The following is a 22,858-nucleotide window of genomic DNA, read 5'->3' on the forward strand; positions in this document are numbered from 1 at the left end:
ACGGCACCGCATGGTGCCGTTTTTGATTCCGCCGTCACGATTGTGATCGCAAGCCGCACGGCCATCCTCCGCACCCGATGGACCTTGCGCCGCGAGGCGTGATATGGAGCCGCCCATGACAAACAGCTCCTTCTCCCCCATTCATATCATCGGCGGCGGCCTCGCCGGCTCTGAAGCTGCCTGGCAGGTTGCACAATCCGGCGTTCCGGTGATCCTGCACGAGATGCGCGGCGTGCGCGGCACGGATGCGCACAAGACCGACGGCCTTGCCGAACTGGTCTGCTCCAATTCCTTCCGCTCCGATGACGCGACCTCGAATGCCGTCGGCGTCATCCATGCGGAAATGCGGCTGGCGAATTCGCTGATCATGGCCTGTGCCGACAAGCATCAGGTGCCGGCCGGTGGCGCGCTCGCCGTCGACCGTGACGGGTTTTCCGATGCGGTAACCGCCGCCATCCACCAGCACCCGATGATCACTGTCGTACGTGAAGAAGTCACCGGCCTGCCGCCGGAGGATTGGGACCTCGCGATCATCGCGACAGGTCCCCTCACCTCGCCAGCGCTTGCCGAGGCGATCCGGGAGAAGACAGGCAAGGATGCACTGGCCTTTTTCGATGCCATCGCGCCGATCGTGCATACCGACAGCATCAACATGGACATCTGCTGGTACCAGTCGCGCTACGACAAGGTCGGGCCCGGCGGCACGGGCAAGGACTATATCAACTGCCCGCTCGATGAGGCCCAGTACAATGCATTCGTCGACGCGCTGATTGCCGGCGACGCCGTCGGCTTCAAGGAATGGGAAGGCACGCCCTATTTCGACGGCTGCCTGCCGATCGAGGTGATGGCCGAGCGTGGCCGCGAGACGCTGCGGCACGGGCCGATGAAACCAATGGGCCTCACCAACGCCCATAACCCGACCGTCAAGCCCTATGCGGTCGTGCAGCTGCGCCAGGACAACGCACTCGGCACGCTCTACAACATGGTCGGTTTCCAGACCAAGCTGCGCTATGGCGCGCAGGCGGAGATCTTCCGGATGATTCCGGGCCTGGAGAATGCCGAATTCGCCCGTCTCGGCGGCCTGCATCGCAATACCTATATCCACTCCCCGACGCTGCTCGACCAGAGCCTGCAGCTGAAGGCCCGTCCGGGCCTGCGCTTTGCCGGCCAGATCACAGGCTGCGAAGGGTATGTGGAAAGCGCCTCGATCGGCCTGCTTGCCGGCCGTTTCGCAGCAGCGCAGCGCAAGGGCGAGACACCGAGCATTCCGCCCGCCACCACAGCGCTCGGTTCACTGCTCAACCACATCACCGGCGGCCACATCGTCTCCGACGAGGAACCGGGCAAGCGGTCCTTCCAGCCGATGAACATCAATTTCGGGCTTTTCCCGGAGCTGGAACCCGGCTCGATCGTCAAGCCGGAGGGCATCAAGCGCTTCCGCGGCAAGGACAAGACGATCATGAAGCGGCAGCTGATTGCAGCGCGCGCGCTCGAACACTGCAAGACCTGGCTTGGCGCCGCCTGAGGGCAGCGTCAGCTCGCCGTGCCCGATGCCGTATCCGGCTCGCGATCGGCATGGCTGATGAAATTGCCGAGCAACCACAGGGACACCTCCGCTGCCGTTGCCTGGTTCGAGAAGGTGAATTCGCCGTTATGGGACGGGGCGTCGAGAAATTCGACGGCGATCCCCTTGCCGTTCGCCAAGGCGCGGACGCGCACGGTTCCAGGCTCGATCAGGTGGCAGACGAAATGGTTGCGCAGGCTGCGCATGAAGCCGGCCTTGTTGTCGTGCAGACGCACGAAAACGGCTTTTCCATCGGCCGTGGCATGCAGACTGCGGATCGCCTCCTGCGGAAAGGCACGACCGAATTCGAGAAGGGCCAGCCCTGCATCCTGAAAACCTTCATCTTCCTGGCGCACCAGGCGCGACGAGATATAGGCCAGAGCAAGAATCAACGCGAAGACGATACCCCAGGTCACCATTGCTCGATCTCGCCTCCTTTTCCGCGCAGTCTACTGCAAATGCTGCTAGCAGGCGAGCCTTGCGTGAGCGTGACGACTGAAAAGCCTTACAGACGGCCGGTGACCAGGAGCTTCATCATCGATAGCTGCCTGCGCCACTGTGGAGGACGAATGTCCTGCGTGAAACTGGCTGCGCCGAGTTTTGTGGCGTGAGTCAGGACGGGCTCGGCGAGCGTCACCGGCAGATAGGCCGCAAGCAGGCTCTTGGGGAGCGGGCCGGCTGCGCGCGCCTTGCGCAGGTGATCGAGGCCGAAGCCGGCAAAGGCCTGGACTGCCGCACCCAGACGCGGGTCATCCGTCGCCGAGAGAAACGCGTCCCGATCAAGCCCAACGGAACTGAGGATCTGCATGGGAAGGTAGAGCTGCCCCCTCAAGCGATGGATCGGCATCAGCAGGATCGCACCAGCCACGGCCAATGCGACACCGGCATGTCCTGCGATCTCGGCGACACCCTTAGAGGCCTCGGCATCGAGCACAAGGGAGGCAAGCTGAATCAGAGCCGCAGCCGTTTCGCCCGCGTATCCCTCGAACATCGCGGTCGTTTCCATCGGGTCGTCGTAGAGATCGAAGATCCTCGCATCGGCCATGGAGACAAGCGGCGCCACCGGGAGCCGCCAGGTCTCCACAGCGCAGAGCAGTTCGGCGGCCACGGGATTACCGGAGGTTTCACCATGCGCGGCGCCCTGCAGCAGGTCCCGCCAATACTGCAGCCGAACTTCGCCCGGAAGCGGTTCGCGCACGACATCGCGAACACGAGCGATTTCAGCATTGTAGGCATAGAGAGCGACGACGGCCGCACGCCGATCCCCGGGTGTCAGGAGGCTCGCAAGATAGCGATCGCGATCCGTCTCCTGCAGCGTCCGCAGGCACAGCGCCTCATTGTCCGACGGAAACTCGCTCACGGTGCACCTTTCAGGGACAGAGTCAGACAGCGATCAAAGCGGCGGCAACCGGACGTTGCTCAGCCAGCATGATGTTATACGTGCGGATTGCAGCACCGGTTCCCATCGGGTCTGTGGCGATGCCCTTTGCCTTCAGAGCGGCCCTGAGGTCCGGATCAGCAAGGCGGAGCTGTCGGCCTGTGCCCAGGAGAAGAAATTCGATGCCTGTCTCAGCGAAAACGCGCGCCAGCGATGCCTGCGTTATCGGCTCTTCCTCGGTCTGCTCCCAGCCATAAACGCCTGACGGAAGCAGCAGCAGCGAGCCCCGATGCGACATATCTGCAAAGCGGAAGCCGCCGTTGCCGTAGCTGTCGATGCCGGGCCGCCCCGGGAAATGGGCGTCACGAATGGTGACGCCCTTGTCGCCGAAGCCGAAGACCATCGGATCAGGCTCCCGCCTTGGCTGGCATCTTTTCGCCCTCGGCATCATCCTGCTGGAAGGTTTCCGGACGCAGTTTGAAGGCGATCAGGACCGGACCGGCGATGTAGATCGACGAGAAGGTGCCGATCAAGACGCCCGCCAGCATGGCGAAGGTGAAGGACGCAATGACTTCCCCGCCGAACATATAGAGCGCTCCGAGGGCCAGCATGGTGCTGCCTGCGGTGAGTACCGTACGCGACAGTGTCTGGTTGATCGATTCGTCGATCAACACCTCGAGCGGCATCTTCTTGTAACGCCTCAGGTTTTCTCGCATTCGGTCATAGACGACGACGGTGTCGTTCAACGAGTAGCCGATAATCGTCAGGATTGCAGCGATACTGGTCAGATTGAACTCGATCCCTGTCAGGACGAAAAGCCCGAGCGTGAAGACGACGTCGTGCAAGGTCGCAATGATCGCTCCCAGCGCAAACTGCCATTCGAAGCGGAACCAGATGTAGACCAGGATGCCGAAGAGGGCAGCGGCCACACCGACGGTGGCAGAGAAGGTCAGATCGCTGGAGACCGAAGGTCCGACCACTTCAACGCGGCGGAAGTCATACTCGGCTTCCAGTTCGCCACGCACCTTGCTAAGCGCCGACTGCTCGGCGTTCTCTCCGCCATCCTGGGCCTGCAGGCGGATCAAGGCACTGGACTCATCACCAAAGCCCTGTGCCTGAACTTCTCCCAGGTTCAACTGGCTCAAGCGCTCGCGAATATCGGACAGATCCGCCGTTCCGTCTCGAGCCTGGACCTCGATGATCGAACCACCCTTGAAGTCGATGCCGAGGTTCATGCCCAAGGTGGCAAATCCGATCAGCGAGGCGACCGAGATGATGGCTGCCAGTCCGAAATTAAATTTGCGCGCCGCCATGAAGCGGATGTTGCGGCTGTCGAAGAAACCCGTGCGTACCCCCTTGGGAATGTGCTTCGGGCGCTTCCAGCGGTACCAGAACGCCATCAGCCAGAAGGTCAGCGTGAAGGCGGTGAAGACCGTCGTGACGATACCGACCGAGAGCGTCACGGCAAAGCCGCGGACAGGGCCGGATCCAAGGAAGAACAGAACCACGGCGGCGATCAGCGTCGTCAGGTTCGCATCGACGATCGTCGCGAAGGCCTTCTTGAAGCCGATGTCGATCGCCTGAATCAATGGCCGACCGTTCTTCGCCTCCTCTCGGATGCGTTCATAGATGAGAACGTTGGAGTCAACCGCCATACCCATCGTCAGCACAATACCGGCTATACCCGGCAGGGTCAGCGTCGATCCGAGCAGCGACAGCGCGGCGAGGATCAGGGCAATGTTCACGGCCAGCGCGATATTCGCCATGACGCCGAACGTACCGTAGAAGGCCAGCATGAAAAGCACGACGGCGATGCCGCCGATGATGCTGGCAGTGACGCCGGCATTGATCGAATCCTGTCCAAGGCCCGGTCCGACCGTGCGTTCTTCCACGACCGTCAGCGTTGCCGGAAGGGCACCGGCGCGCAGCAGAACAGCAAGGTCGTTTGCGCCCTCAACCGAGAAGTTGCCGGAGATCTGGCCGGAACCGCCAATGATGGGTTCGCGGATCACGGGGGCGGAAATCACCTGATTGTCGAGCACGATGGCAAAGGGTTTGCCGACATTTTCCTGGGTCGCCTGGGCGAAACGCTGCGCGCCGCGACTGTCGAAGCGGAAACTGACGACCGGCTCGCTGGTGCGCTGATCAAAGGAGGCCTGGGCATCGACGAGGTTTTCGCCGGAAATAAGGGCACGGCGTTCGATCAGATAGGGCACCGCCGGATCGTCGGTGGAATAGAGCACTTCCGACTGCGGCGGCGGACGGTTGTTGATCGCCTCGGTCACCGGCATGGTCGTATCGACCATGTGGAAGGACAGCTTTGCCGTCTGGTTCAGCAGGGCCTTCAGGCGCTGCGGATCGGTCAGACCAGGGACCTGGACGATGATGCGGTCTTCACCCTGGCGCTGGATCAGAGGCTCGGTCGTGCCGAGTTCGTCAACGCGTCGGCGGACGACTTCCATCGACTGCGTCACCGCAGAGGAAACGCGATAGTCAATACCGGCATCCGTCAGGGTCAAACGCAGCAGGCCGTCCTCGGCCTCTTCAAGCGCGACTTCCGTGACAGTCCCGCCCGTAAGACCGCCGACACTCACCGGATCGGTCAGTGGACGAAGCGCTTCGATGGCGGCCGGCACCTGTGCGACATCGGTGATGCGCACCTGGATCTGCTGACCCACACCCGAGAGACCGGTGTAGCGAATGCCGGCCTCACGCAACTGAGTGCGCGCGTCGCCCACGATGGTCTCAAGACGCTCTTTGACGATGTCCTGGCGCTCGAGCTTCAGCATGATGTGCGAGCCGCCCTGCAGGTCGAGGCCGAGCGTCACCTTGTGTGCGGGGAACCACGAGGGAAATGCTTCCAGTTCCTCGTCCGTGAAGGCATTGGGCAAAGCGACAAGAACGCCGAGCGCGACGGTCAACCAGATGAACAATGTCTTCCAGCGGGAAATGTAAAGCATGGAACTCTCGGATCAGGGTATCGGAAAATGGCAAAGGCCGGCGCGAGGCCGGCCCAGCGGGATCAGGCGGCGGTTTCGGTCTTGACCGGTTCGCCCTTGACGCGGACTTCCGCCACATATTGGCGCATCGCACGAACCTTCACGCCTTCGGCGATTTCGAGTTCGAGTTCCTTGTCGTCGATCACCTTGGTGACCTTGGCGACGATGCCACCGCCCATGATGACCTGGTCGCCACGACGGATGGCCGAGAGGGTCTCTTCACGCTTCTTCATCTGCTGGCGCTGCGGACGGATCAGGAAGAAATACCACACCACCATCAGCGGTGCGAAGAGCAGCAGCATTTCCAGTCCGGACCCCATGGCGCTCGGAGCAGCAGCGGCGTCCTGGGCAAAGGCCTGCGTGATAAACATGTATGACTCCCTCTTGAAGCGTATTGGTAGAGCCGCGCGGCCCCCTCGTCAGGTCGCCGGAATATAGTGAGAGAGCCCGTGAATGCAACAGAAACAGCGCCGAGGCGTACCATTTTCGAGCCCCCTACCCTTTATGCGCTGAATTCTGCGTGATACCGCCCGACGCAAGGGTTCCCGATCCCGACCGGACGACGAGGAGGATGACGATGGACGATCAGACCATGAGCGCACTTCTGGCGGAAGTGAAGCGTCTCGCCGAGGCCGTGGAGCGGCTCGCGGGGCCGCCACCAGCCGTCAATGACTGGCAGGCCGCCGACTGTTTCGTCTGGGCTCCGGCACGCCTGCATCTCCAGCCGGTCAAGCGGCCGAACCGCGTGGAACTGGGCCTGATCCGGGGTGTTGATCATGTGCGCGATATCCTGCACGAGAACACCTTGCGCTTCGCCCAGGGCTTTCCGGCCAACAACGTGCTGCTCTGGGGCGCACGCGGCATGGGCAAGTCCTCGCTGGTCAAGGCGGTGCATGCCGACATCGTCAGGACCAATGGCATTGCGCTCAAACTCGTTGAGGTTCATCGCGAGGATATCGCAACGCTTCCCGCACTCCTGGACATTATCAAGGATGCACCACAGCGCATCGTCGTGTTCTGCGATGACCTGTCCTTCGACCATGATGACACCGCCTACAAATCGCTCAAGGCAGCCCTCGATGGTGGCGTTGAAGGCCGGCCGGACAATGTGTTGTTCTACGCGACGTCCAACCGCCGGCACCTGCTGCCGCGCCACATGATGGAAAACGAGCAATCGACGGCGATCAATCCGTCGGAAGCGGTGGAAGAGAAGGTCTCGCTATCGGACCGTTTCGGCCTGTGGCTCGGTTTTCACAAGTGCAGCCAGGACGACTATCTGACGATGATCGACGGTTATGCAGCGCATTTCGCCCTGCCGCTGCCGCGTGAACAACTGCATCACGAGGCACTCGAATGGGCAACCACCCGTGGCGGTCGCTCGGGTCGTGTCGCCTGGCAATACATCCAGGACCTCGCTGGCAGGCTCAGGGTCTCAACCGATCGTCGGTAAAGCCAAATTCACGCAGAAACAGAAAGGCCCGAAGCGCGAGCTCCGGGCCTTTTCACTGACCTGGTACGCAATACTCTATTCCAGGTAAGTGATGGGGTTGACCGGTGCCGCGTCCTTGCGGACTTCGAAATGCAGCATCGGACGCTTGACGTTGCCGGTCATGCCGGAGGTCGCGATTGTCTGGCCGCGCTGGACCTTCTGGCCGCGCTGGACCGAAAGGCTGTCGGCATGGCCATAGACGGTTACCTTGCCGTCGTCGTGACGGACGAGTACCGTGTTGCCGAGTTCTTTCAGGCCGTTGCCGGCATAGATGACCACGCCGTTCTCGGCGGCCTTGATCGGCGTGCCCTGCGGCACGGAGATTGCGATACCATCGCTGCGCTTGCCGTCGATATTGGCACCGAAATTGGCGATCACGGCGCCGCGCACCGGCCAGCGATACTTGCCGATCCCTGTCAGCTCCGGAGCTGCGGTCTCCGGCTTGGCGGCAGCCACTTCCGTCACCGACTTGGTGGCAGTCGGCGCCTTGTATTCGGCTGGCTGGGCATTGGCAGGTACTGACGCGGTCTTTACCGGATCGGCAGCTGGTGCGGCCGGCGCCTGAGCGACCGCAGGCGCTGCGGCACCCCGGGCGGGTATGGCCAGCGCCTGACCGATCCGGATATTGCCGGTAGACAGGCCGTTCGCCTTCTTCAGCTCATCGACGGAAACGCCATTGGCCTTGGCGATTCGCACCAGTGAGTCGCCAGGCTTGACGATATAGGAACCGGCGCCGCCAGCAGCGTCTGGCTTGCCCGTTGCGGTCGAAGCCGCCGCCTGCTGCTTGTCGCGCGGGGTCGGCACATTCGGCAGAACGGCAACGTTCTGCTGCTGATCCCCCGGAAGCACCGGTTTGCGGCCATCTGCGGGAAGACCAGAGGCATCAGCGGCGGCGCGCGCTGGATTGGGACCACCAAAGGTGGGGATGATGACGAGCTGCCCCGGAGCCGCATCGGTGGGCTGCGTCAGTCCGTTGGCCTTCAAGATTTCTCTCTGCGGCACACCATAGCGGTCTGCCAGTGTGGCGATCGTTTCGCCGGGACGCAGCGTGACGCGGGCGGCGCCAGCGGTGGACCAACCGCCCTGCCTCGGCGTCGATCCGGTGGTCGCAGGCTCGGCGAGGACCTGGCCGGAATTGGCCGACGCCATCTGGCCGGACGGCTGCTGCGGCGCTGCCGGGAAAGGCTGCGACAGAGCGGCGGCCCGTTCGGAGTTGTTGTTGGAGGCAGCGGGAGGAAGCCCGGGGGCGGCAAGCTCGGACCGCTGCACGGATGCAGGCATGCTTGCTGCACGGGCAGAGGCCGGCGCCTCGTAAGCAGGGCTTGCCGGCATCGGCTGCGCCATCGCCTGATTCTGGCCATACATGCCGCCACCGCCAATGTTTTCGGCAGGGATCGGCGGCTGATTGCGCAGCGCAGATTGGCGGGGGATAGACGCCGTCGTCAGATTGTCCGTGGAGAAAACCGAGCTGAAGCGCGAGGCGTCGGAACTGCAGCCAGCCGCAGTGCCGGCCAGAAGGAGCGCACCGCATACACGAGCGATAGGCAATCCAGCTTTCGGCGATACACTTTTACGCATGACTCGACCCACATATGACACAACTTGATGTGGGTTCATTAAAGCGCGTTAGTATTACCGGTCGGTTAACCCCGTGGATTCGTTGTGAACGAATTCGACGATACGCATATAAAAGATGCAAATGCGGCCAGCCGCGACACTGGCCTGCGAGCCAGTCAGAGATGCTGGGCGATCTTCGGCTGCAAGGGCAGGAAGGGAACCTCGAACAGATCCTCGCGCTCGAACCGGCTGCCCGTTTTGGTCAGGCGGACCATGATACAGCGCTCGTCGTCCAACATCAGCGGTGCCAGCAGCATGCCGCCGGATACGAGTTGTTCGGCATAGAAGCGTGGCATGGACGGATAGGCGGCAGTCGAGATGATTCGGTCAAAGGTCCCCTCGCCCGGCAATCCATTGGAACCATCGACCTGACGCAGGATGACGTTGCGAATCGACAGCTGCTCCAACCGCCGTTGGGCACTTGCAATCAACGTCTTGTATCGCTCAATGGAAATCACCCGCTCCGCTAAACGGCCCAGCACCGCCGTTGCGAAACCACTGCCCGTGCCGATCTCCAGGACTCGGTGGCCAGGCTTCACTTGGAGGAGCGAGAGGATCCGCACGGCAAGATCCGCCCCCTCCATGAACTGACCGCATTCGATCGGGATGGACCGGCTCGAATAGGCATTCTGGGCATATTCGGGCGGAACGAAGCTCGAGCGTGGTGTCTGCTCGACGGCGGTCAGGAGGTCGAGATTGGTGATGCCTTCGGCACGCAGCCGCAACACCAGGGCCGCAAAGCCCTCCCGCTCGACCAAAGCCGATCTCACACCGCGTCCCCTTCGCCGAGTGCAGCCGCAACCATGTCCTGAACCGCGTAGTCCGTCATGTCGAGCTTCAGCGGCGTCACGGAAATCTTCTTCTCGCGCAAGGCATGGATGTCCGTTCCAGCGCGGAAATTGCCCTTGCGGTCGCCGAATCGCAGCCAGAAATAAGGCAGCCCGCGTCCGTCCTGGCGCTCTTCGACCGAAAGCCCGAATTCGAGCTTGCCTTGCGACGTCACCTCGATGCCCTGCACTTCACCCGGCTCGCAGTTGGGGAAGTTCAGGTTGAGGAAGGTGCCCGGCGGCAGGTCGATCTTGGAGAGTTTCCTCAGCAGATCCGGCGCGAGCGTTTCGGCCACATGCCACGGGATGGGCGAACCCGCTTCGTAGCTATAGGCCTGGCTGAGCGCAAAGGAGCGAACGCCGTGGACGGTGCCTTCAATCGCGCCAGCCACGGTGCCGGAATAGGTCACGTCATCCGCCATGTTGGCACCGGCATTGACGCCCGAGAGCACCAGGTCAGGCTTGCGATCCAGCACCTTGCGGATCGCCATGATGACGCAATCGGTCGGCGTGCCGCGCAACGCGAACTTCTGATGTCCCACTTCACGTAAGCGAAGCGGCTCCGACAGTGTCAGCGAATGCGCAAGACCGCTCTGGTCGGTCTCGGGCGCCACAATCCAGACATCGTCGGAGAGTTCGCGGGCGATCCGCTCCAGGGAGGCGAGCCCGGGAGCGTGGATACCGTCATCATTGGTCAGCAGAATACGCATGGTCACTCCGGTTGCGGCGTGATCAGGCCGCCTTCTCGATTTTCTTGATGCCGCCCATGTAGGGCAGCAGCACGTCCGGCACGGTGATGGAGCCATCTTCGTTGAGATAGTTCTCCATGACCGCGATCAGGCAGCGGCCGACCGCCGTCCCCGAGCCGTTCAGCGTATGCACGAAGGTCGTGCCCTTGCCGTCCTTGTTGCGGTAGCGGGCATTCATGCGCCGCGCCTGGAAATCGCCGCAGACCGAGCAGGACGAGATCTCACGATAGGTGTTCTGTCCCGGCAGCCAGACCTCGAGGTCGTAGGTCTTGCGGGCGCCGAAGCCCATGTCACCGGTGCATAGCGTCATGGTGCGGAAATGCAGGCCGAGGCGCTTGAGCACTTCCTCCGCGCACGCGGTCATGCGCTCGTGCTCGGCAATCGAGCTTTCCGCATCGGTGATCGAAACAAGTTCGCATTTCCAGAACTGGTGCTGGCGCAGCATGCCGCGCGTGTCGCGGCCGGCAGAACCTGCTTCCGAGCGGAAGGATGGGGTGAGCGCGGTAAAACGCAGCGGCAGCTTTTCCTGGTCGAGGATTTCGCCGGAGACGAGGTTAGTCAGTGTCACTTCCGCCGTCGGGATCAACCAGCGGCCATCCGTCGTCTTGAACAGGTCTTCCGCGAACTTCGGCAGCTGGCCGGTGCCATACATGGCATCGTCGCGCACCATCAGCGGCGAGGAAACTTCGGTATAGCCGTGTTCGGTCGTGTGCAGATCAAGCATGAACTGGCCGAGCGCACGCTCGAGGCGGGCCAACTGGCTCGTCAGTACGGTGAAGCGCGAACCGGAAAGCTTGGCGGCCCGCTCGAAATCCATATAGCCGAGGCCTTCGCCGATTTCGAAGTGCTCAAACGGCTTGTGGTTCCAGGTAGGCTTTTGTCCCACGACACGGGCAACGACATTGTCGTGCTCGTCCTTGCCGGAGGGCACGTCGTCGAGCGGGATGTTCGGGATGCGCGAGAGAGCATCGGTGAGCTCTGCCGTGAGCTGGCGCTCTTCCTCTTCGGCGGCCGGCAGCGTGTCCTTGAGCGAAGCTACCTCCGCCTTCAGCTTCTCGGCGAGCTCCATGTTCTTGGCCGCCATGGCGGCGCCGATTTCCTTGGAGGCCGAGTTGCGGCGCGACTGCATGTCCTGCATCGACTGGGCAACGGCGCGGCGCTTCTGGTCGAGCGCGATCAGGGATGCCGACAGCGGTTCGGCCCCGCGCTTGGCAAGGGCTGCATCCAGAGCTTCGGGATTTTCACGGATCCACTTGATATCGAGCATCGTCGTTCCAGGTCTTCAAGTTCGACCGGGAGCGGAGTGGCCGGCGGCCAGGTCCGGCCCCATGTCTTGATGGGTTGAACGTGGCAGGACCAGCCGGCACGTCTCAGGTCTTCTCTGCGGAGCCGACCTCGGCGAGTTGCGTGCCCGCGCGGTTCTTTTCGATGAGTCGCGCCACATAGATCGCAACCTCGTAGAGAAGGATCGTCGGCAGTGCAAGACCGATCTGGGACAAGGGATCCGGCGGCGTGACGATCGCTGCGACAACGAAAGCGACGACGATGAAATACTTGCGCTTGTCCGCCAGCCACTGGCTTTCAAGCAGACCGACACGGACGAGAAGCGACGTCACCACCGGAAGCTGGAAGACCAGCCCGAAGGAGAAGATCAGCGTCATGATCAGGCTCAAATATTCCGAAACCCGCGGGAGAAGCGAAATCGCGACGCTTCCGTCTTCCGGCGCCTGCTGCATGGCCAGGAAGAACCACATGACCATGGGTGTGAACAGGAAATAGACGAGCGATGCGCCGAGCAAAAAGAGCAGCGGCGAGGCGATCAGGAATGGCAGGAAGGCCGCACGCTCGTTCTTGTAGAGACCGGGTGCCACGAATTTATAGACCTGCGATGCGATCACCGGGAAGGCCAGCACCATGGCGCAGAAGGCCGCCACTTTCACCTGGGTGAAGAAGAATTCCTGCGGCGCGGTGTAGATCAGCTCGGTCTTCGACACATCGAGACCGGCCCAGCCGACGGCCCACTTGTAGGGCACAACAAGCATGTTGAAGAGCGGCTTGGCAAAATAGAAGCAGACAATGAAGGCCACGAAGAAGGCGCCGAGCGCCCAGATAAGGCGCGAGCGCAGCTCGATCAGATGTTCGATCAGCGGCTGGGGCTTGTCTTCAATCTCGCCGCTCATGCGCGGTCCTCACTCTTCATCTTGCGCGTCTTGGGCGCTGCCTTGACCTTGATGTCGGCCGCCGGCGCAGGCTCTGCCGTCTTGGTTGCCGACGACTTGGCCCGCACGGCCTTGGCTTTCGGCGCTTCGGCCGCAGCTGCCGGCGCGGATTTTGGCGTCTTCGCTGCGGTTTTGGCCGGAGCAGCCGTCTTTGCCGCCGGTTTGCTGCCAGAGGCCTTTGATGCCTTGGCGGGCACAGCAGCGGCAGGCGCAGGACTTGCGGGCGCTGGCGCCGGAGCTGCGACAACGGGTGCGGGTGCGGATGCGGCTGTGGCAGCAACAGGCGTTGTGTCGACTGCCGCCGGAACAGGAGCCTGTGCCGGTGCCGTTCCAGCGGCCGGCGCAGACGGAACGGGCTGTGATGCCGTGGCAGGTTGCGCCGGCTGCTGTGCGACCGGCCTCAGTTCCTGCGGTGGCTCATCGAGGCCGAACGGCAATTCGGGCAGAATGGAGTTCTCTACCCCGTCGTCCTCGGCATCGGACTTCGGCTCGAAGCGGGTCGATCGCTCCAGGTCGGAACGGATGTCCTGCCCCATCTGACGCAGAGGATTGAGCGCCTCGCGGATGCTGTTGGCCGGATTGAGCGAGCGCACGTCATCGACGGATCGCTTGATATCGTCAAGCTCCGCCTCGCGCAGGGCTTCATCGAACTGGGCACGAAATTCGCCCGCCGTCTGGCGCAGCCGCTTGGTCATCTTGCCAAAGGCCCGGATCATCGGCGGCAGATCCTTCGGACCGACCACGACGATCAGGATGACGGCGATCACCAACAGCTCGGTCCAGCCAATATCCAGCATGCAAACGGGCTCCTGATGCCACGCAAGGGCGCCTCAAACCGGCGCCGGTCTTCCAAGAAATCAACGAAGAACGGGCAGCCGAAAGGGCCGCCCGTCCGATCAGCTGACGCCGATCACTTCACCTCGTCGGCCTTGTGCTCGACCGTCTTTGTCACCGTGGGCTGGGCATTCGAAGCGATTTCCGCCTCTTTTTCGTCTTCGTCGCTCATGCCCTTCTTGAAGCTCTTGATGCCCTTGGCAACGTCGCCCATCAGTTCCGGGATCTTGCCGCGGCCGAAGAGAAGCAGGACGATCGCCAGAACGATGATCCAGTGCCAAATGCTAAACGAACCCATGCCTGCCACTCCTTAGATTTTGGTTTCCCCGATGTAGGGGCTTTCCGCTGTCTTTTCAAACACCAAAATGTCCTTCGGCTCAACCGCAATCGTGACGTCGCGCACGCCGGGCGACAAGATGTCGGCCCGGATCCGGGCGCGGACCGGCCGCTCGGTGCCGGGAACGGCAAGGTCCAGCAGCTCGACGACGCCGAGGAAGCGGCGGGCAATGATGCGGGCCGGAATGGAGCCGCCGCTTTCACGGACGGCCAGACCCGACAGACGCACGGCAACTTCAACCTCGGCCCCTTCGGCAATCGCTCCGGAATCCGCAGCCCCCAAGGGGGTCTCGACGCGTCCGCCGCGCACGCGGCCCGAGAACTCGTTGATCTCGGAGAAGAAGGCGGCCGCGAAAATGTCCTTCGGGCGTCGGTAGAGATCGTCGGAGGTTCCGACCTGCACGAGCCGGCCGTTCTTGAGAAGCGCGATCCGGTCCGCCATGCGCATGGCCTCCTCCGCGTCGTGGGTGACGACGACGGCGGTCGCGCGGGTTTCACGAAGAATTGCGAGCGTGTCAGCACGCACGGTGTCCTTCAGACGCGAATCGAGACCGGAAAAGGGCTCGTCCATCAGGAGCACGCTTGGCCGGGGCGCCAGTGCCCGCGCCAGCGCCACACGCTGCTGCTCGCCACCTGAAAGGGCATGCGGAAACTTCTCGGCATAATGGGCAAGCCCTACCCGCTCCAGGGCGGCCATGGCTTCGGAGACCGCATCCTTGCGCGGCAGTGCGGTCAGGCCGAAGCGGACGTTGTCGAGCACGCACATATGCGGAAACAGGGCGAAGTCCTGGAACATCAGGCCGATGCCCCGCTTTTCCGGCGGCAGGAAGGTGTTGGAACCGGCGACCTCCCGGTCATTGATCAGCACGCGGCCGGACGCCTGGGCCTCAATGCCGGCGGCGATCCTGAGCAGGGTCGTCTTGCCGGAGCCGGAGGGGCCGAGAAGACACAGCACCTCGCCCGGCTCCGCCGTCAGCGAGACCCCACGGATCGTTTCCTTTCCGTGATAGCGATGATGAATGTCCTCGAAGGTGAGGCGCGCGGCAAAGGTCACGCCCGCCGTGCGCTGGCCGTCTCCATGCTGGATCTTCGCTGGGTTCATTCTGCCGTCCGCGCGGCTCAGACCGGATCATCGCGGACATCCAGACCGCAGACGAGCCGGCTGGGACCGGTCACCATTCAAAAAAAAGCTGACCCTATTCGTCTGCTTCACCGCCCGGAGTCAAGAGGCCGAGTTCCTCCAGATCAAGCTGGGTGATCGGATCTTCCTCCTCGGTCAGCTCGTCATGGCCCATGGGAAGCGGGATGTTGAAGTTCGCGGGGATGCGACCGGAGAGCAGCCCTGCCCCCTTCAACTCTTCGAGACCCGGCAGGTCGCGCAGCTCTTCCAAGCCGAAATGGTCGAGGAAATCCCGGGTCGTGCCGAGCGTCACGGGGCGGCCCGGCGAGCGGCGGCGGCCGCGAAAGCGTACCCAGCCGGCCTCCATCAGCACATCCAGCGTGCCCTTGGATGTCTGCACGCCTCTGATGTCCTCGATTTCGGCGCGGGTGACCGGCTGGTGATAGGCAATGATGGCCAGCACTTCGAGGGCGGCGCGCGAGAGCTTCTTGACCTCGGCCTCGTCGTTGCGGATCGCAAAGGAGAGATCGGCCGCCGTACGGAAGGCCCAGTGATCCTCGACTTGCACGAGATTGACGCCACGTGAAGCGTATTCCTCCTTCAACTGATGGAGGATTTCGCCGGCCGAAACACCGCGCGGCAGGCGCTCCTCGATGAAGGCGGTCGAAACAGGCTGGGCTGAGGCGAAGACCAGGGCTTCGGCGATCCTCAGCGCCTCGCGGCGGTCGAGTTCGGCGCGGAGCGATGCAGAATGACCGCCCTCCTCCGCGTCAACGCCATCTTCGGGCTCGAGATCGTCAATATCGGCCAAGGGCTTACTCCACCGCTTTCAGGGCCTCGGCCCTCGGGCCGCTGCGCATATAGATCGGCTGGAAGGCGCCCTCCTGGCGAATTTCGAGGCGGCCCTCGCGCACCAGTTCGAGAGAGGCGGCAAAGGCGCTGGCAATGGCGGTCACGCGCTCCTCGGGGCTCGGCAGGTAGCGGAGCAGGAAATGGTCGAGCGCCGTCCAGTCGGAGATTTCGCCGATCATCCGGGTGAGGATGCCGCGCGCATCGGAAAGCGACCAGACGCGGCGCTTCTCGATCGTGACCTGTGTGATCGCCTGGCGCTGGCGCAGCGCGGCATAGGCCGTCAGCAGGTCATACAGCGAGGCTTCATAGGCGCTGACGGACCGCGACGGCACATGTTCGGGGGCACCCCGCGCATGGACATCACGACCGAGACGGTTGCGGTTGATCAGCCGGGTCGCGGCCTCGCGCATGGCCTCCAGCCGTTTAAGGCGGAAGGCAAGCGTCGCAGCCATCTCCTCGCCTGAGGGCCCGTCATCCTTCGGCTGCTGCGGGATCAAAAGACGCGACTTGAGATAGGCGAGCCAGGCGGCCATGACGAGGTAGTCGGCGGCGAGTTCGATGCGGATGCGTCGCGCACTCTCGATGAACAACAGATATTGTTCGGCCAGCGCCAGCACCGAGATGCGGGCAAGATCAACCTTCTGGTTGCGGGCGAGATAAAGCAGAAGGTCGAGCGGACCTTCGAAGCCTGCGACATCGATCAGCAGTGCGGGGTCGCTTGCGGCCCTCTCCTCGGCATTGTCCTGCCAGAGGCTGTCCATCGGCGTCGGCGTCGGCGTCTCCCCCTGGGATGGCCGGTTCAAGATCGTCGGCTGGACCGGGCCGCGCGCCATCAGGCGACCGCCATCAGGCTGGCGAATTCGTCGCGCAGCGCCTGCTCATCGGCATTGTCCGGCTGGCCGAACGCCGCTTCCACGGAATCGGCGCGGGCGCGTGCCTTACCGGAGAGTTCCGACACGGCAGCCGCGACCCCTGTCATCTCGTCCATATGGCCATGGCAATGCAGGACGACGTCGAGGGCGGCGGCAATACGCACCGCCCGTTCGCCGATCGTGCCCTTGAGCGCATTCATCGAGATATCGTCGGACATCAGCAAGCCCTCAAAGCCGATCGCCTTGCGCACGATTTCCTCGGTGACGATCTTGGAGGTCGAGGCCGGGTGATCGGGGTCGATGTCGGTATACACGACATGGCAGCTCATGCCCATCAATTCGCTGGCGAGCGCCTTGAACGGCACGAAATCATGGGCCTCGAGTTCGGCACGCGGCACGGTGACGACAGGCAGTTCGTGATGGCTGTCGGCCATGCCGCGACCATGGCCGGGCATATGCTTCATCACGGGCAGAACACCCCCCGCCTTCAGGCCATCGGCAGCCGCCTGTCCCATCTTCGCGACCACATGCGGATCATTCGAATAGGCGCGATTGCCGATGACGTTGGAGGCGCCTTCGATTGGAACATCGAGCACCGGAAGGCAGTCGACATTGATGCCGAGGCGATAAAGATCGAAGGCATGCAGGCGCGACATCAGCCAGGCCGCGCGCAGGCCCTTCTCGGCGTTCAGATGGTAGAGCGCGCCGAGGTCGGCGCCGGAGGGATAACGCGGCGCGATCGGCTCGCGGATGCGCTGCACGCGTCCGCCTTCCTGATCGATCAGAACCGGCACATGGGCGGCCCCACCGACCGTGTCGCGCATCTCGGCGACAAGGTCCTTCACCTGCTCCGCTTCGCCGATATTGCGGCCGAACAAGATAAAGCCCCAGGGCTGCTCGTCGCGATAGAAGGCCTTCTCGTCGGCGGTGAGACGCTGACCGAGGCAACCGAGGATCATGGCTTTGGCGGGACGGGAATGTGCTGTCATGGGAAGACCATATCGAGGGGAAGGAAAAAGCCGAAGGGATCGGGTGAAAGCCAGAGAGGCTCATACACAGGAAAAGAGGCGGAACACGGGGTTCCGCCTCTCGATGGCTTGGGTATCGGGTCTGATATCAGCGCGAAACGAGGCAGCTACCGCCGGCGGCACGATACTGTTCGCAAAGTGCCACGGCTTCTTCCCGGGAGTCCGCGACGATGCGGACGCGGTAGAAGGTGCCCTTGCCGGGAATGTCGGCCTGACGGATTTCCCAGGGCTTGCCGCCCAGGACATTGCCGAACTTGGACGACAGGCTGCGGTAGCTTCGCTGGGCATCCGCCTCGGAGGGAAGCGACGCGATCTGGACGCCGAACCCGCCTGATGGCGCCGATGCTGCTGGCGCAGGCGCTGCGGCAGCCGGAGATGCTGCGGCGACTTCGGTCTGAGCGGCGGGCTCTGCCGGTGCGGGTGCAGCCGGCTGGCCCGGACGAAGGTTGCCCTGGTCGGTCACGGTGCCGACAACATTGACCGGCTGATCGGCCGGGCGGGTCGTCGGGATCGGCGCGCGCGGAGCTGATGCATCGACGGGGGCTGCGGGAGCCACAGTCTCGGCAGCAGCCTGCACGTCGGTCTGTGTTGCGGCGGCGGCGACGTTTGTCGGAGCCGGCGTGCTTGCCGGCGCTGCCGCGTCGGTCGCACCGCCCGGGGTCACCACACGGGTACCAACGGTCTGAACCGTATCATTCGTATTTGTCGTCGGCACGCTCGGTGGTGCCAGAACCGGCACTTCAGCGGCGGTCTGCTGCGGCGCTGCAGCAGCGGTTTCGATCGGCGCAGGAGCCGGGTCAGCGGGTGCTTCCTGAGCGACCAGCGTGCCATCGGGACGCACGATCATGGTGCGCACGCGGCGCGGCGTAATCGTTGCAGGGTCCTCCGCGGCAGCCTGTTGCGGTTGACCATCGGGCAGCAGACGCGGATCCTCGGTTTCGCCGACCGGCGTCGCCATGCTCTCGTTGCCACCTTCCATCGGAAGGGTCTCCGGGATCAGCGTCCGCTGGACGACGTCCACGGGCTCTTCTTCAGACGAGATCAGGCTCGGCTGCTGGGGATCTTCGACACCATTGCCGGCCACACGATCATAGACAGCCTTGTCCTGGTTCGGCACCGATTTGCCGCCCGGATCCTCCGGAACGATCTTCACCGGCGTATCGTCAGCCGCAATGACCACGGGCTCACCGCCGCTCAACGTGCCGACAGCGCCGCTGCCAAGCCAGGCATAGAGACCACCGGCCCCTGCAAGCAGCATGATCACTGCAGTGCCAGCCATCAGATAGGGTTTCACATGACGGAAGCGGAAACCACGCCCTTCGCCAGCGATCGTGATATGGCCACGGCGTTCCGGCTCAAAAGCACCGGGTGCCGTCATGGTGCTGCGGAAATCTTCCTCCAGCGCCTTTTCGAATGCATCATAATCGTCGAGCGGTGCTGCCGAGGCGCGGGTTGCGGGCGCTGCTGCCGGAGCAGCCATCGGAGCCACACGGCTTGTTGCAATCGGGGTTGCCTGCTTCGACACCGGCGCGGCCGGTTGCTCGAACAGCGTCGCCAACTCCGCATCGATATCGATGTCATAGTCGGACTGCGCGGCCTGTGGGGCCCGCGTCTCGGCGACCGGAACATCTGGCACGTCCAAACCGACCAGAGTTTCGACAAAATCATCCTGCTCGGAGATCTCGGAGGGATCGAAACCGAAATTGTCGGGAGCCGTCGCTGCGGGACGCATCGGCTCGCTCGCCGGGACGGGCGCCGCGGCGGCAGGCCTTGTCATGGGAGGCTGAAACCCCGCTGCTGCCACAGAAGGCGTCGGCGTATAGGCGGGCTGTACCGGTTCTGGACTATAGGATGAGGGCGAGATGGCCGGCTCGAACCGAACCGGCGCAGCGGCTGGGGCATAAACCGGCGCCGTTACGGATGCTGTCGGCTGCGCCACTGGCTTTTCGGGAGCGACATCAAGGTCCGAAAGATCAAGCTCGATATCATCTAGCTGCAGATCGAATTCCTGATCACGGAACGGATCAAAATCATCGTCCAAAGCCTTCGGCGCGGGAAACTGAGAAACGGAGGCTTCAACCTTGGGGGTGATTTCGACGTCTTCGTCGAGCGCCAGCTCGTCCAGGAAATCGAAACTGAAGTCAGGCTCATCGCGCTGCGGCGCGTTCGCCATCTGCACGGGAGCTGCTGTCGGAGCAACAGATACCGCACGCGGCTCCGGCATCGCGGGGCTGTCCACGCGGACTTCAAACGCGGGCACGGCGGCCGGCACGACCGGCTCCGGCTTCGCGTCGGCCGTTGGAATTGCCTCCACCGGACCTGCGGCCCAGTCGAAGCTCGCCTTGCCGAAATCCAGAACGGCGGGTGCTTGCGGGGCTACCACCTCCGGAAGTCTCGACGTACCAAAATCCTGGAGATTGAAATCAGAGCCAAGACGCGGCTCCACCGCCACCTCAGGCTCGGCACGACGAACCGGCTGGGCGGCAAAATTGGCAAGCGGAAGACGAAGACGGGGCGGCTCCGGCTGCACAGGCTGCTGCGGCGCGACGGGCATGGTCGGCCGAACATCCGCATCCGCCACCGCAAATTCCAGCTCGTCCGCCAGATCGAAGGAAATTTCCGGCTCGACGCGCGCCATGACCAGCATGTCACGCTGAGCGCGCTGCTCGTCGTGGTCAACCACAGCCAGGTCTGGACCTGCCACATCGTCATCACCATAGGACGAGACCGGCTCGGCATAGGCGACCGACTGAGCTTCATAGGCTGAGTGTTGCGCGGGCTCAAACGCAGGAGGCGCCGGCTCGAAGCGCGGCTCTTCACGACGCTGCGGAGGCTGATAAGCCTCAGCCTCAACGGCACGCGGAGCGACCGGCTCGGGCGCAGCGAGTGGCGGCGCATAGGAGGATGGAGACGGCGAAGCCTCGTAACCCTCGAATTCGCGGATCAACTCATCTTCGAGATTGAACTCTGCAGAGCCCATTTGCGGCGCCTGCGGCAGCGAGACGACGGGCTCGCGCTTCAGCGGCTGGTCGAAACCGACAATGCGGGCGAGCTCCGCCAACGGATCATCATCGGCGAAGTCGTCGCTGTGCGACCGAATGCTGTTTGCAGCCTGCTTCTGTACCATACCTGTTCCACTCACTCACGCGACTCAACGCCTGCCAGCGCAATGTGGGGAATTGGTGACGATACTATCGCATTTCGACCGGTGCTTCGGTGCCAGTAATGGCCAGTCCCGACTTCAACACGGAGGCGACAGCATGCACCAGCCCAAGCCTGGCGATGGTTAATTCTCTATGTTTATCGTTAACAAAGCGTAATTCGGGCGAGTCCTTGCCCTTATTCCAGTGAGCATGCAGCGAGCTTGCCAGATCATGCAGGTAGAATGCAAGTCGATGCGGCTCCTGCGACAGTGCTGCCGCCTCGATAATGCGGGGATATTCGGCAAGCTTCGCGACCAGCGACAGTTCCGTCGGGTCCTCGATCTGTCCCATGACGGCACCGGCGAGGTCGAGCGTCTCGACTTCGAGGTCCGGGAAGGCTTCCTTCGCCTGACGCAGGATCGACATGCAGCGGGCATGGGCATACTGCACGTAGAAGACCGGATTGTCCTTCGACTGCTCCGTCACCTTGGCGAAGTCGAAGTCGAGCGGCTCGGAATTCTTCCGGTAGAGCATCATGAAGCGCACCGAATCGCGGCCGACCTCCTCGACCACTTCACGCAGCGTGACGAAATCGCCCGAGCGCTTCGACATCTTCACCGGCTCGCCGTCGCGGTAGAGCTTGACCAGCTGGCAGAGCAGAACGGTGAGCTTCGACTTGCCTTCGGAGACGGCCCGATTGACGGCCTCGAGCCGCTTCACATAGCCGCCATGGTCGGCGCCGAGCACATAGATCATCTCGGAGAAGCCGCGGTCGAACTTGTCCTTGAAATAGGCCACGTCGGCGGCGAAATAGGTGTAGGAACCATCCGACTTCATCAGCGGTCGGTCGATATCGTCACCGACCTCCGTCGAGCGGAACAGGGTCTGCTCGCGATCTTCCCAGTCTTCCGGCAGCTGGCCCTTCGGCGGCGGCAGCGTGCCGCGATAGACATGGCCCTTGAAGGTCAAGTCGTTGATCGCCGTGCGGATCTTTGCGGCGTTATTGGCATGCAGTGTCCGCTCGGAGAAGAAGATGTCGTGATGGACGTTCAAGGTCGCCAGATCCTCGCGGATCATCGCCATCATCGCGTCGATGGCCTTGTCCTTGACGATGGCGAGCATCTCGTCTTCCGGCATGGTCAGGAGCTTTGTGCCGTATTCATCGGCCAGCGCCTTGCCCACGGGAACGAGATAGTCGCCCGGATAAAGGCCGGCGGGGATTTCGCCGATCGTCTCGCCCAGAGCCTCGCGGTAGCGCAGGAAGGCGGAGCGTGCGAGCACGTCGATCTGCGCGCCGGCATCGTTGATGTAGTATTCCTTGGTCACCTCGTAGCCGGCAAAGCCGAGCAAGTTGGCCAGCGTGTCGCCGACGACGGCGCCACGGCAATGGCCGACATGCATCGGACCGGTCGGATTGGCCGAGACATATTCGACATTGACCTTGTGGCCCTTGCCAACCGAAGAGCGTCCGAAATCCGTACCCTGCTGGATCATCGTGGCAAGCAGCCGCTGCCAGTAGGCGACCGAGAGACGGATGTTGATGAAGCCCGGACCGGCAACGCCGACCTCGGCGATATCAGGATCCTGCTTCAGCTTCTCGCCGATCAGGTCGGCCAGCGCGCGCGGGTTCATGCCCATGCCCTTGGCGAGTACCATCGCGGCATTGGTCGCAGCATCGCCATGGCTCGCGTCGCGCGGCGGTTCGACGACGATGCGGCTGAAGTCGAGGCTGTCGCGCTTCTCGCGCACCGCCTCGATCTCGTCGAGCGCTGCTTTGATCCGGATTTCGAAATCGGCGAAAAGGTTCATGGCATATCCCTGCGCGCCGGCG

At 63.0% G+C, this 22,858-nt stretch carries 20 protein-coding genes; 2 read left to right on the forward strand and 18 right to left on the reverse strand.

The features are described from left to right. Positions 1 to 115: 115 nt before the first annotated feature. Positions 116 to 1,525 (forward strand): methylenetetrahydrofolate--tRNA-(uracil(54)-C(5))-methyltransferase (FADH(2)-oxidizing) TrmFO, encoded by a 1,410-nt coding sequence (trmFO, locus tag AC1PUL_RS08775; RefSeq protein ID WP_480467895.1) that lies wholly within the window; start codon positions 116 to 118, stop codon positions 1,523 to 1,525. A gap of 8 nt (positions 1,526 to 1,533) precedes the next feature. Here trmFO and AC1PUL_RS08780 read toward each other — a convergent pair whose 3' ends face one another. From AC1PUL_RS08780 to yajC, 5 genes are all read right to left on the reverse strand, one after another. Next, a complete protein-coding gene (locus AC1PUL_RS08780) occupies positions 1,534 to 1,983 on the reverse strand; it encodes a hypothetical protein (protein WP_480467896.1) in 450 nt (149 codons plus the stop codon). An 86-nt stretch (positions 1,984 to 2,069) separates the two neighbouring features. After that, entirely contained in the window at positions 2,070 to 2,924 is an 855-nt protein-coding gene (locus AC1PUL_RS08785) for a phytoene/squalene synthase family protein (RefSeq protein ID WP_480467897.1), read from the reverse strand. 22 nt (positions 2,925 to 2,946) lie between these two features. Further along, positions 2,947 to 3,345, reverse strand: a complete 399-nt coding sequence (locus tag AC1PUL_RS08790; protein WP_480467899.1) for an Mth938-like domain-containing protein — start codon at positions 3,343 to 3,345, stop codon at positions 2,947 to 2,949. A gap of 4 nt (positions 3,346 to 3,349) precedes the next feature. Further along, entirely contained in the window at positions 3,350 to 5,902 is a 2,553-nt protein-coding gene (gene secDF, locus AC1PUL_RS08795; protein ID WP_480467900.1) for a protein translocase subunit SecDF, read from the reverse strand. Positions 5,903 to 5,964: 62 nt separating this feature from the next. Continuing rightward, entirely contained in the window at positions 5,965 to 6,312 is a 348-nt protein-coding gene (gene yajC / locus AC1PUL_RS08800; protein WP_480467902.1) for a preprotein translocase subunit YajC, read from the reverse strand. Positions 6,313 to 6,518: 206 nt separating this feature from the next. On the opposite strand from yajC, the gene AC1PUL_RS08805 reads away from it, so the two are divergent. Then, positions 6,519 to 7,391 (forward strand): ATP-binding protein, encoded by an 873-nt coding sequence (locus AC1PUL_RS08805; RefSeq protein WP_480467904.1) that lies wholly within the window; start codon positions 6,519 to 6,521, stop codon positions 7,389 to 7,391. Between the two features lie 75 nt (positions 7,392 to 7,466). Here the strand turns inward: AC1PUL_RS08805 and AC1PUL_RS08810 are convergent, their stop codons facing one another. The 13 genes from AC1PUL_RS08810 to argS all read right to left on the reverse strand — a co-directional run bounded on the left by AC1PUL_RS08810 (position 7,467) and on the right by argS (position 22,836). Then, on the reverse strand, positions 7,467 to 9,008 hold the full coding sequence (locus AC1PUL_RS08810) for a peptidoglycan DD-metalloendopeptidase family protein (protein ID WP_480467906.1): 1,542 nt from the start codon (positions 9,006 to 9,008) through the stop codon (positions 7,467 to 7,469). A gap of 155 nt (positions 9,009 to 9,163) precedes the next feature. Continuing rightward, the gene (locus tag AC1PUL_RS08815; RefSeq protein ID WP_480467907.1) at positions 9,164 to 9,817 is read right to left on the reverse strand and encodes a protein-L-isoaspartate(D-aspartate) O-methyltransferase; all 654 of its coding nucleotides are present in this window, start codon (positions 9,815 to 9,817) and stop codon (positions 9,164 to 9,166) included. Then, positions 9,814 to 10,584, reverse strand: coding sequence for a 5'/3'-nucleotidase SurE (surE, locus tag AC1PUL_RS08820; protein WP_480467909.1), 771 nt, complete (start codon positions 10,582 to 10,584; stop codon positions 9,814 to 9,816). Before surE ends, AC1PUL_RS08815 begins: the two co-directional genes overlap by 4 nt. 22 nt (positions 10,585 to 10,606) lie before the next feature. Continuing rightward, entirely contained in the window at positions 10,607 to 11,890 is a 1,284-nt protein-coding gene (gene serS / locus AC1PUL_RS08825; protein ID WP_480467911.1) for a serine--tRNA ligase, read from the reverse strand. A gap of 103 nt (positions 11,891 to 11,993) precedes the next feature. Beyond that, on the reverse strand, positions 11,994 to 12,803 hold the full coding sequence (gene tatC, locus AC1PUL_RS08830; protein WP_480467913.1) for a twin-arginine translocase subunit TatC: 810 nt from the start codon (positions 12,801 to 12,803) through the stop codon (positions 11,994 to 11,996). Next, positions 12,800 to 13,639 carry a Sec-independent protein translocase protein TatB gene (gene tatB / locus AC1PUL_RS08835; RefSeq protein WP_480467914.1) on the reverse strand — a complete coding sequence of 280 codons (840 nt, stop codon included), beginning with the start codon at positions 13,637 to 13,639 and terminating at the stop codon, positions 12,800 to 12,802. The genes tatC and tatB overlap by 4 nt, the downstream gene beginning before the upstream one ends. Before the next feature lie 113 nt (positions 13,640 to 13,752). Further along, positions 13,753 to 13,974, reverse strand: coding sequence for a twin-arginine translocase TatA/TatE family subunit (locus AC1PUL_RS08840; RefSeq protein ID WP_480467916.1), 222 nt, complete (start codon positions 13,972 to 13,974; stop codon positions 13,753 to 13,755). Positions 13,975 to 13,986: 12 nt separating this feature from the next. Continuing rightward, positions 13,987 to 15,114, reverse strand: a complete 1,128-nt coding sequence (locus AC1PUL_RS08845; protein WP_480467917.1) for an ABC transporter ATP-binding protein — start codon at positions 15,112 to 15,114, stop codon at positions 13,987 to 13,989. 94 nt (positions 15,115 to 15,208) lie between these two features. Then, positions 15,209 to 15,844, reverse strand: coding sequence for an SMC-Scp complex subunit ScpB (gene scpB, locus AC1PUL_RS08850; RefSeq protein WP_480468542.1), 636 nt, complete (start codon positions 15,842 to 15,844; stop codon positions 15,209 to 15,211). 103 nt (positions 15,845 to 15,947) lie between these two features. Continuing rightward, complete coding sequence (locus tag AC1PUL_RS08855) at positions 15,948 to 16,745, reverse strand: segregation and condensation protein A (protein WP_480468543.1); 798 nt, start codon at positions 16,743 to 16,745, stop codon at positions 15,948 to 15,950. 71 nt (positions 16,746 to 16,816) lie between these two features. Further along, positions 16,817 to 17,845: a beta-N-acetylhexosaminidase gene (gene nagZ, locus AC1PUL_RS08860; RefSeq protein WP_480467918.1), complete on the reverse strand. Its 1,029-nt coding sequence runs from the start codon at positions 17,843 to 17,845 to the stop codon at positions 16,817 to 16,819. A gap of 127 nt (positions 17,846 to 17,972) precedes the next feature. After that, positions 17,973 to 21,011, reverse strand: a complete 3,039-nt coding sequence (locus AC1PUL_RS08865; RefSeq protein WP_480467920.1) for an SPOR domain-containing protein — start codon at positions 21,009 to 21,011, stop codon at positions 17,973 to 17,975. 64 nt (positions 21,012 to 21,075) lie between these two features. Then, the gene (argS, locus tag AC1PUL_RS08870) at positions 21,076 to 22,836 is read right to left on the reverse strand and encodes an arginine--tRNA ligase (RefSeq protein WP_480467921.1); all 1,761 of its coding nucleotides are present in this window, start codon (positions 22,834 to 22,836) and stop codon (positions 21,076 to 21,078) included. Between the last annotated feature and the right edge of the window lie 22 nt (positions 22,837 to 22,858).

Source organism: Rhizobium sp. P43, assembly GCF_056730705.1.

Coding starts and splice junctions, on each gene's coding strand:
- AC1PUL_RS08840 (WP_480467916.1), bottom strand. CDS start 13,974: ATGGGTTCGTTTAGCATTTGGCACTGGATCATCGTTCTGGCGATCGTC.
- tatC (WP_480467913.1), bottom strand. CDS start 12,803: ATGAGCGGCGAGATTGAAGACAAGCCCCAGCCGCTGATCGAACATCTG.
- argS (WP_480467921.1), bottom strand. CDS start 22,836: ATGAACCTTTTCGCCGATTTCGAAATCCGGATCAAAGCAGCGCTCGAC.
- serS (WP_480467911.1), bottom strand. CDS start 11,890: ATGCTCGATATCAAGTGGATCCGTGAAAATCCCGAAGCTCTGGATGCA.
- AC1PUL_RS08790 (WP_480467899.1), bottom strand. CDS start 3,345: ATGGTCTTCGGCTTCGGCGACAAGGGCGTCACCATTCGTGACGCCCAT.
- trmFO (WP_480467895.1), top strand. CDS start 116: ATGACAAACAGCTCCTTCTCCCCCATTCATATCATCGGCGGCGGCCTC.
- AC1PUL_RS08805 (WP_480467904.1), top strand. CDS start 6,519: ATGGACGATCAGACCATGAGCGCACTTCTGGCGGAAGTGAAGCGTCTC.
- nagZ (WP_480467918.1), bottom strand. CDS start 17,845: ATGACAGCACATTCCCGTCCCGCCAAAGCCATGATCCTCGGTTGCCTC.
- AC1PUL_RS08845 (WP_480467917.1), bottom strand. CDS start 15,114: ATGAACCCAGCGAAGATCCAGCATGGAGACGGCCAGCGCACGGCGGGC.
- AC1PUL_RS08865 (WP_480467920.1), bottom strand. CDS start 21,011: ATGGTACAGAAGCAGGCTGCAAACAGCATTCGGTCGCACAGCGACGAC.
- yajC (WP_480467902.1), bottom strand. CDS start 6,312: ATGTTTATCACGCAGGCCTTTGCCCAGGACGCCGCTGCTGCTCCGAGC.
- tatB (WP_480467914.1), bottom strand. CDS start 13,639: ATGCTGGATATTGGCTGGACCGAGCTGTTGGTGATCGCCGTCATCCTG.
- AC1PUL_RS08855 (WP_480468543.1), bottom strand. CDS start 16,745: ATGGACAGCCTCTGGCAGGACAATGCCGAGGAGAGGGCCGCAAGCGAC.
- secDF (WP_480467900.1), bottom strand. CDS start 5,902: ATGCTTTACATTTCCCGCTGGAAGACATTGTTCATCTGGTTGACCGTC.
- AC1PUL_RS08810 (WP_480467906.1), bottom strand. CDS start 9,008: ATGCGTAAAAGTGTATCGCCGAAAGCTGGATTGCCTATCGCTCGTGTA.
- surE (WP_480467909.1), bottom strand. CDS start 10,584: ATGCGTATTCTGCTGACCAATGATGACGGTATCCACGCTCCCGGGCTC.
- AC1PUL_RS08780 (WP_480467896.1), bottom strand. CDS start 1,983: ATGGTGACCTGGGGTATCGTCTTCGCGTTGATTCTTGCTCTGGCCTAT.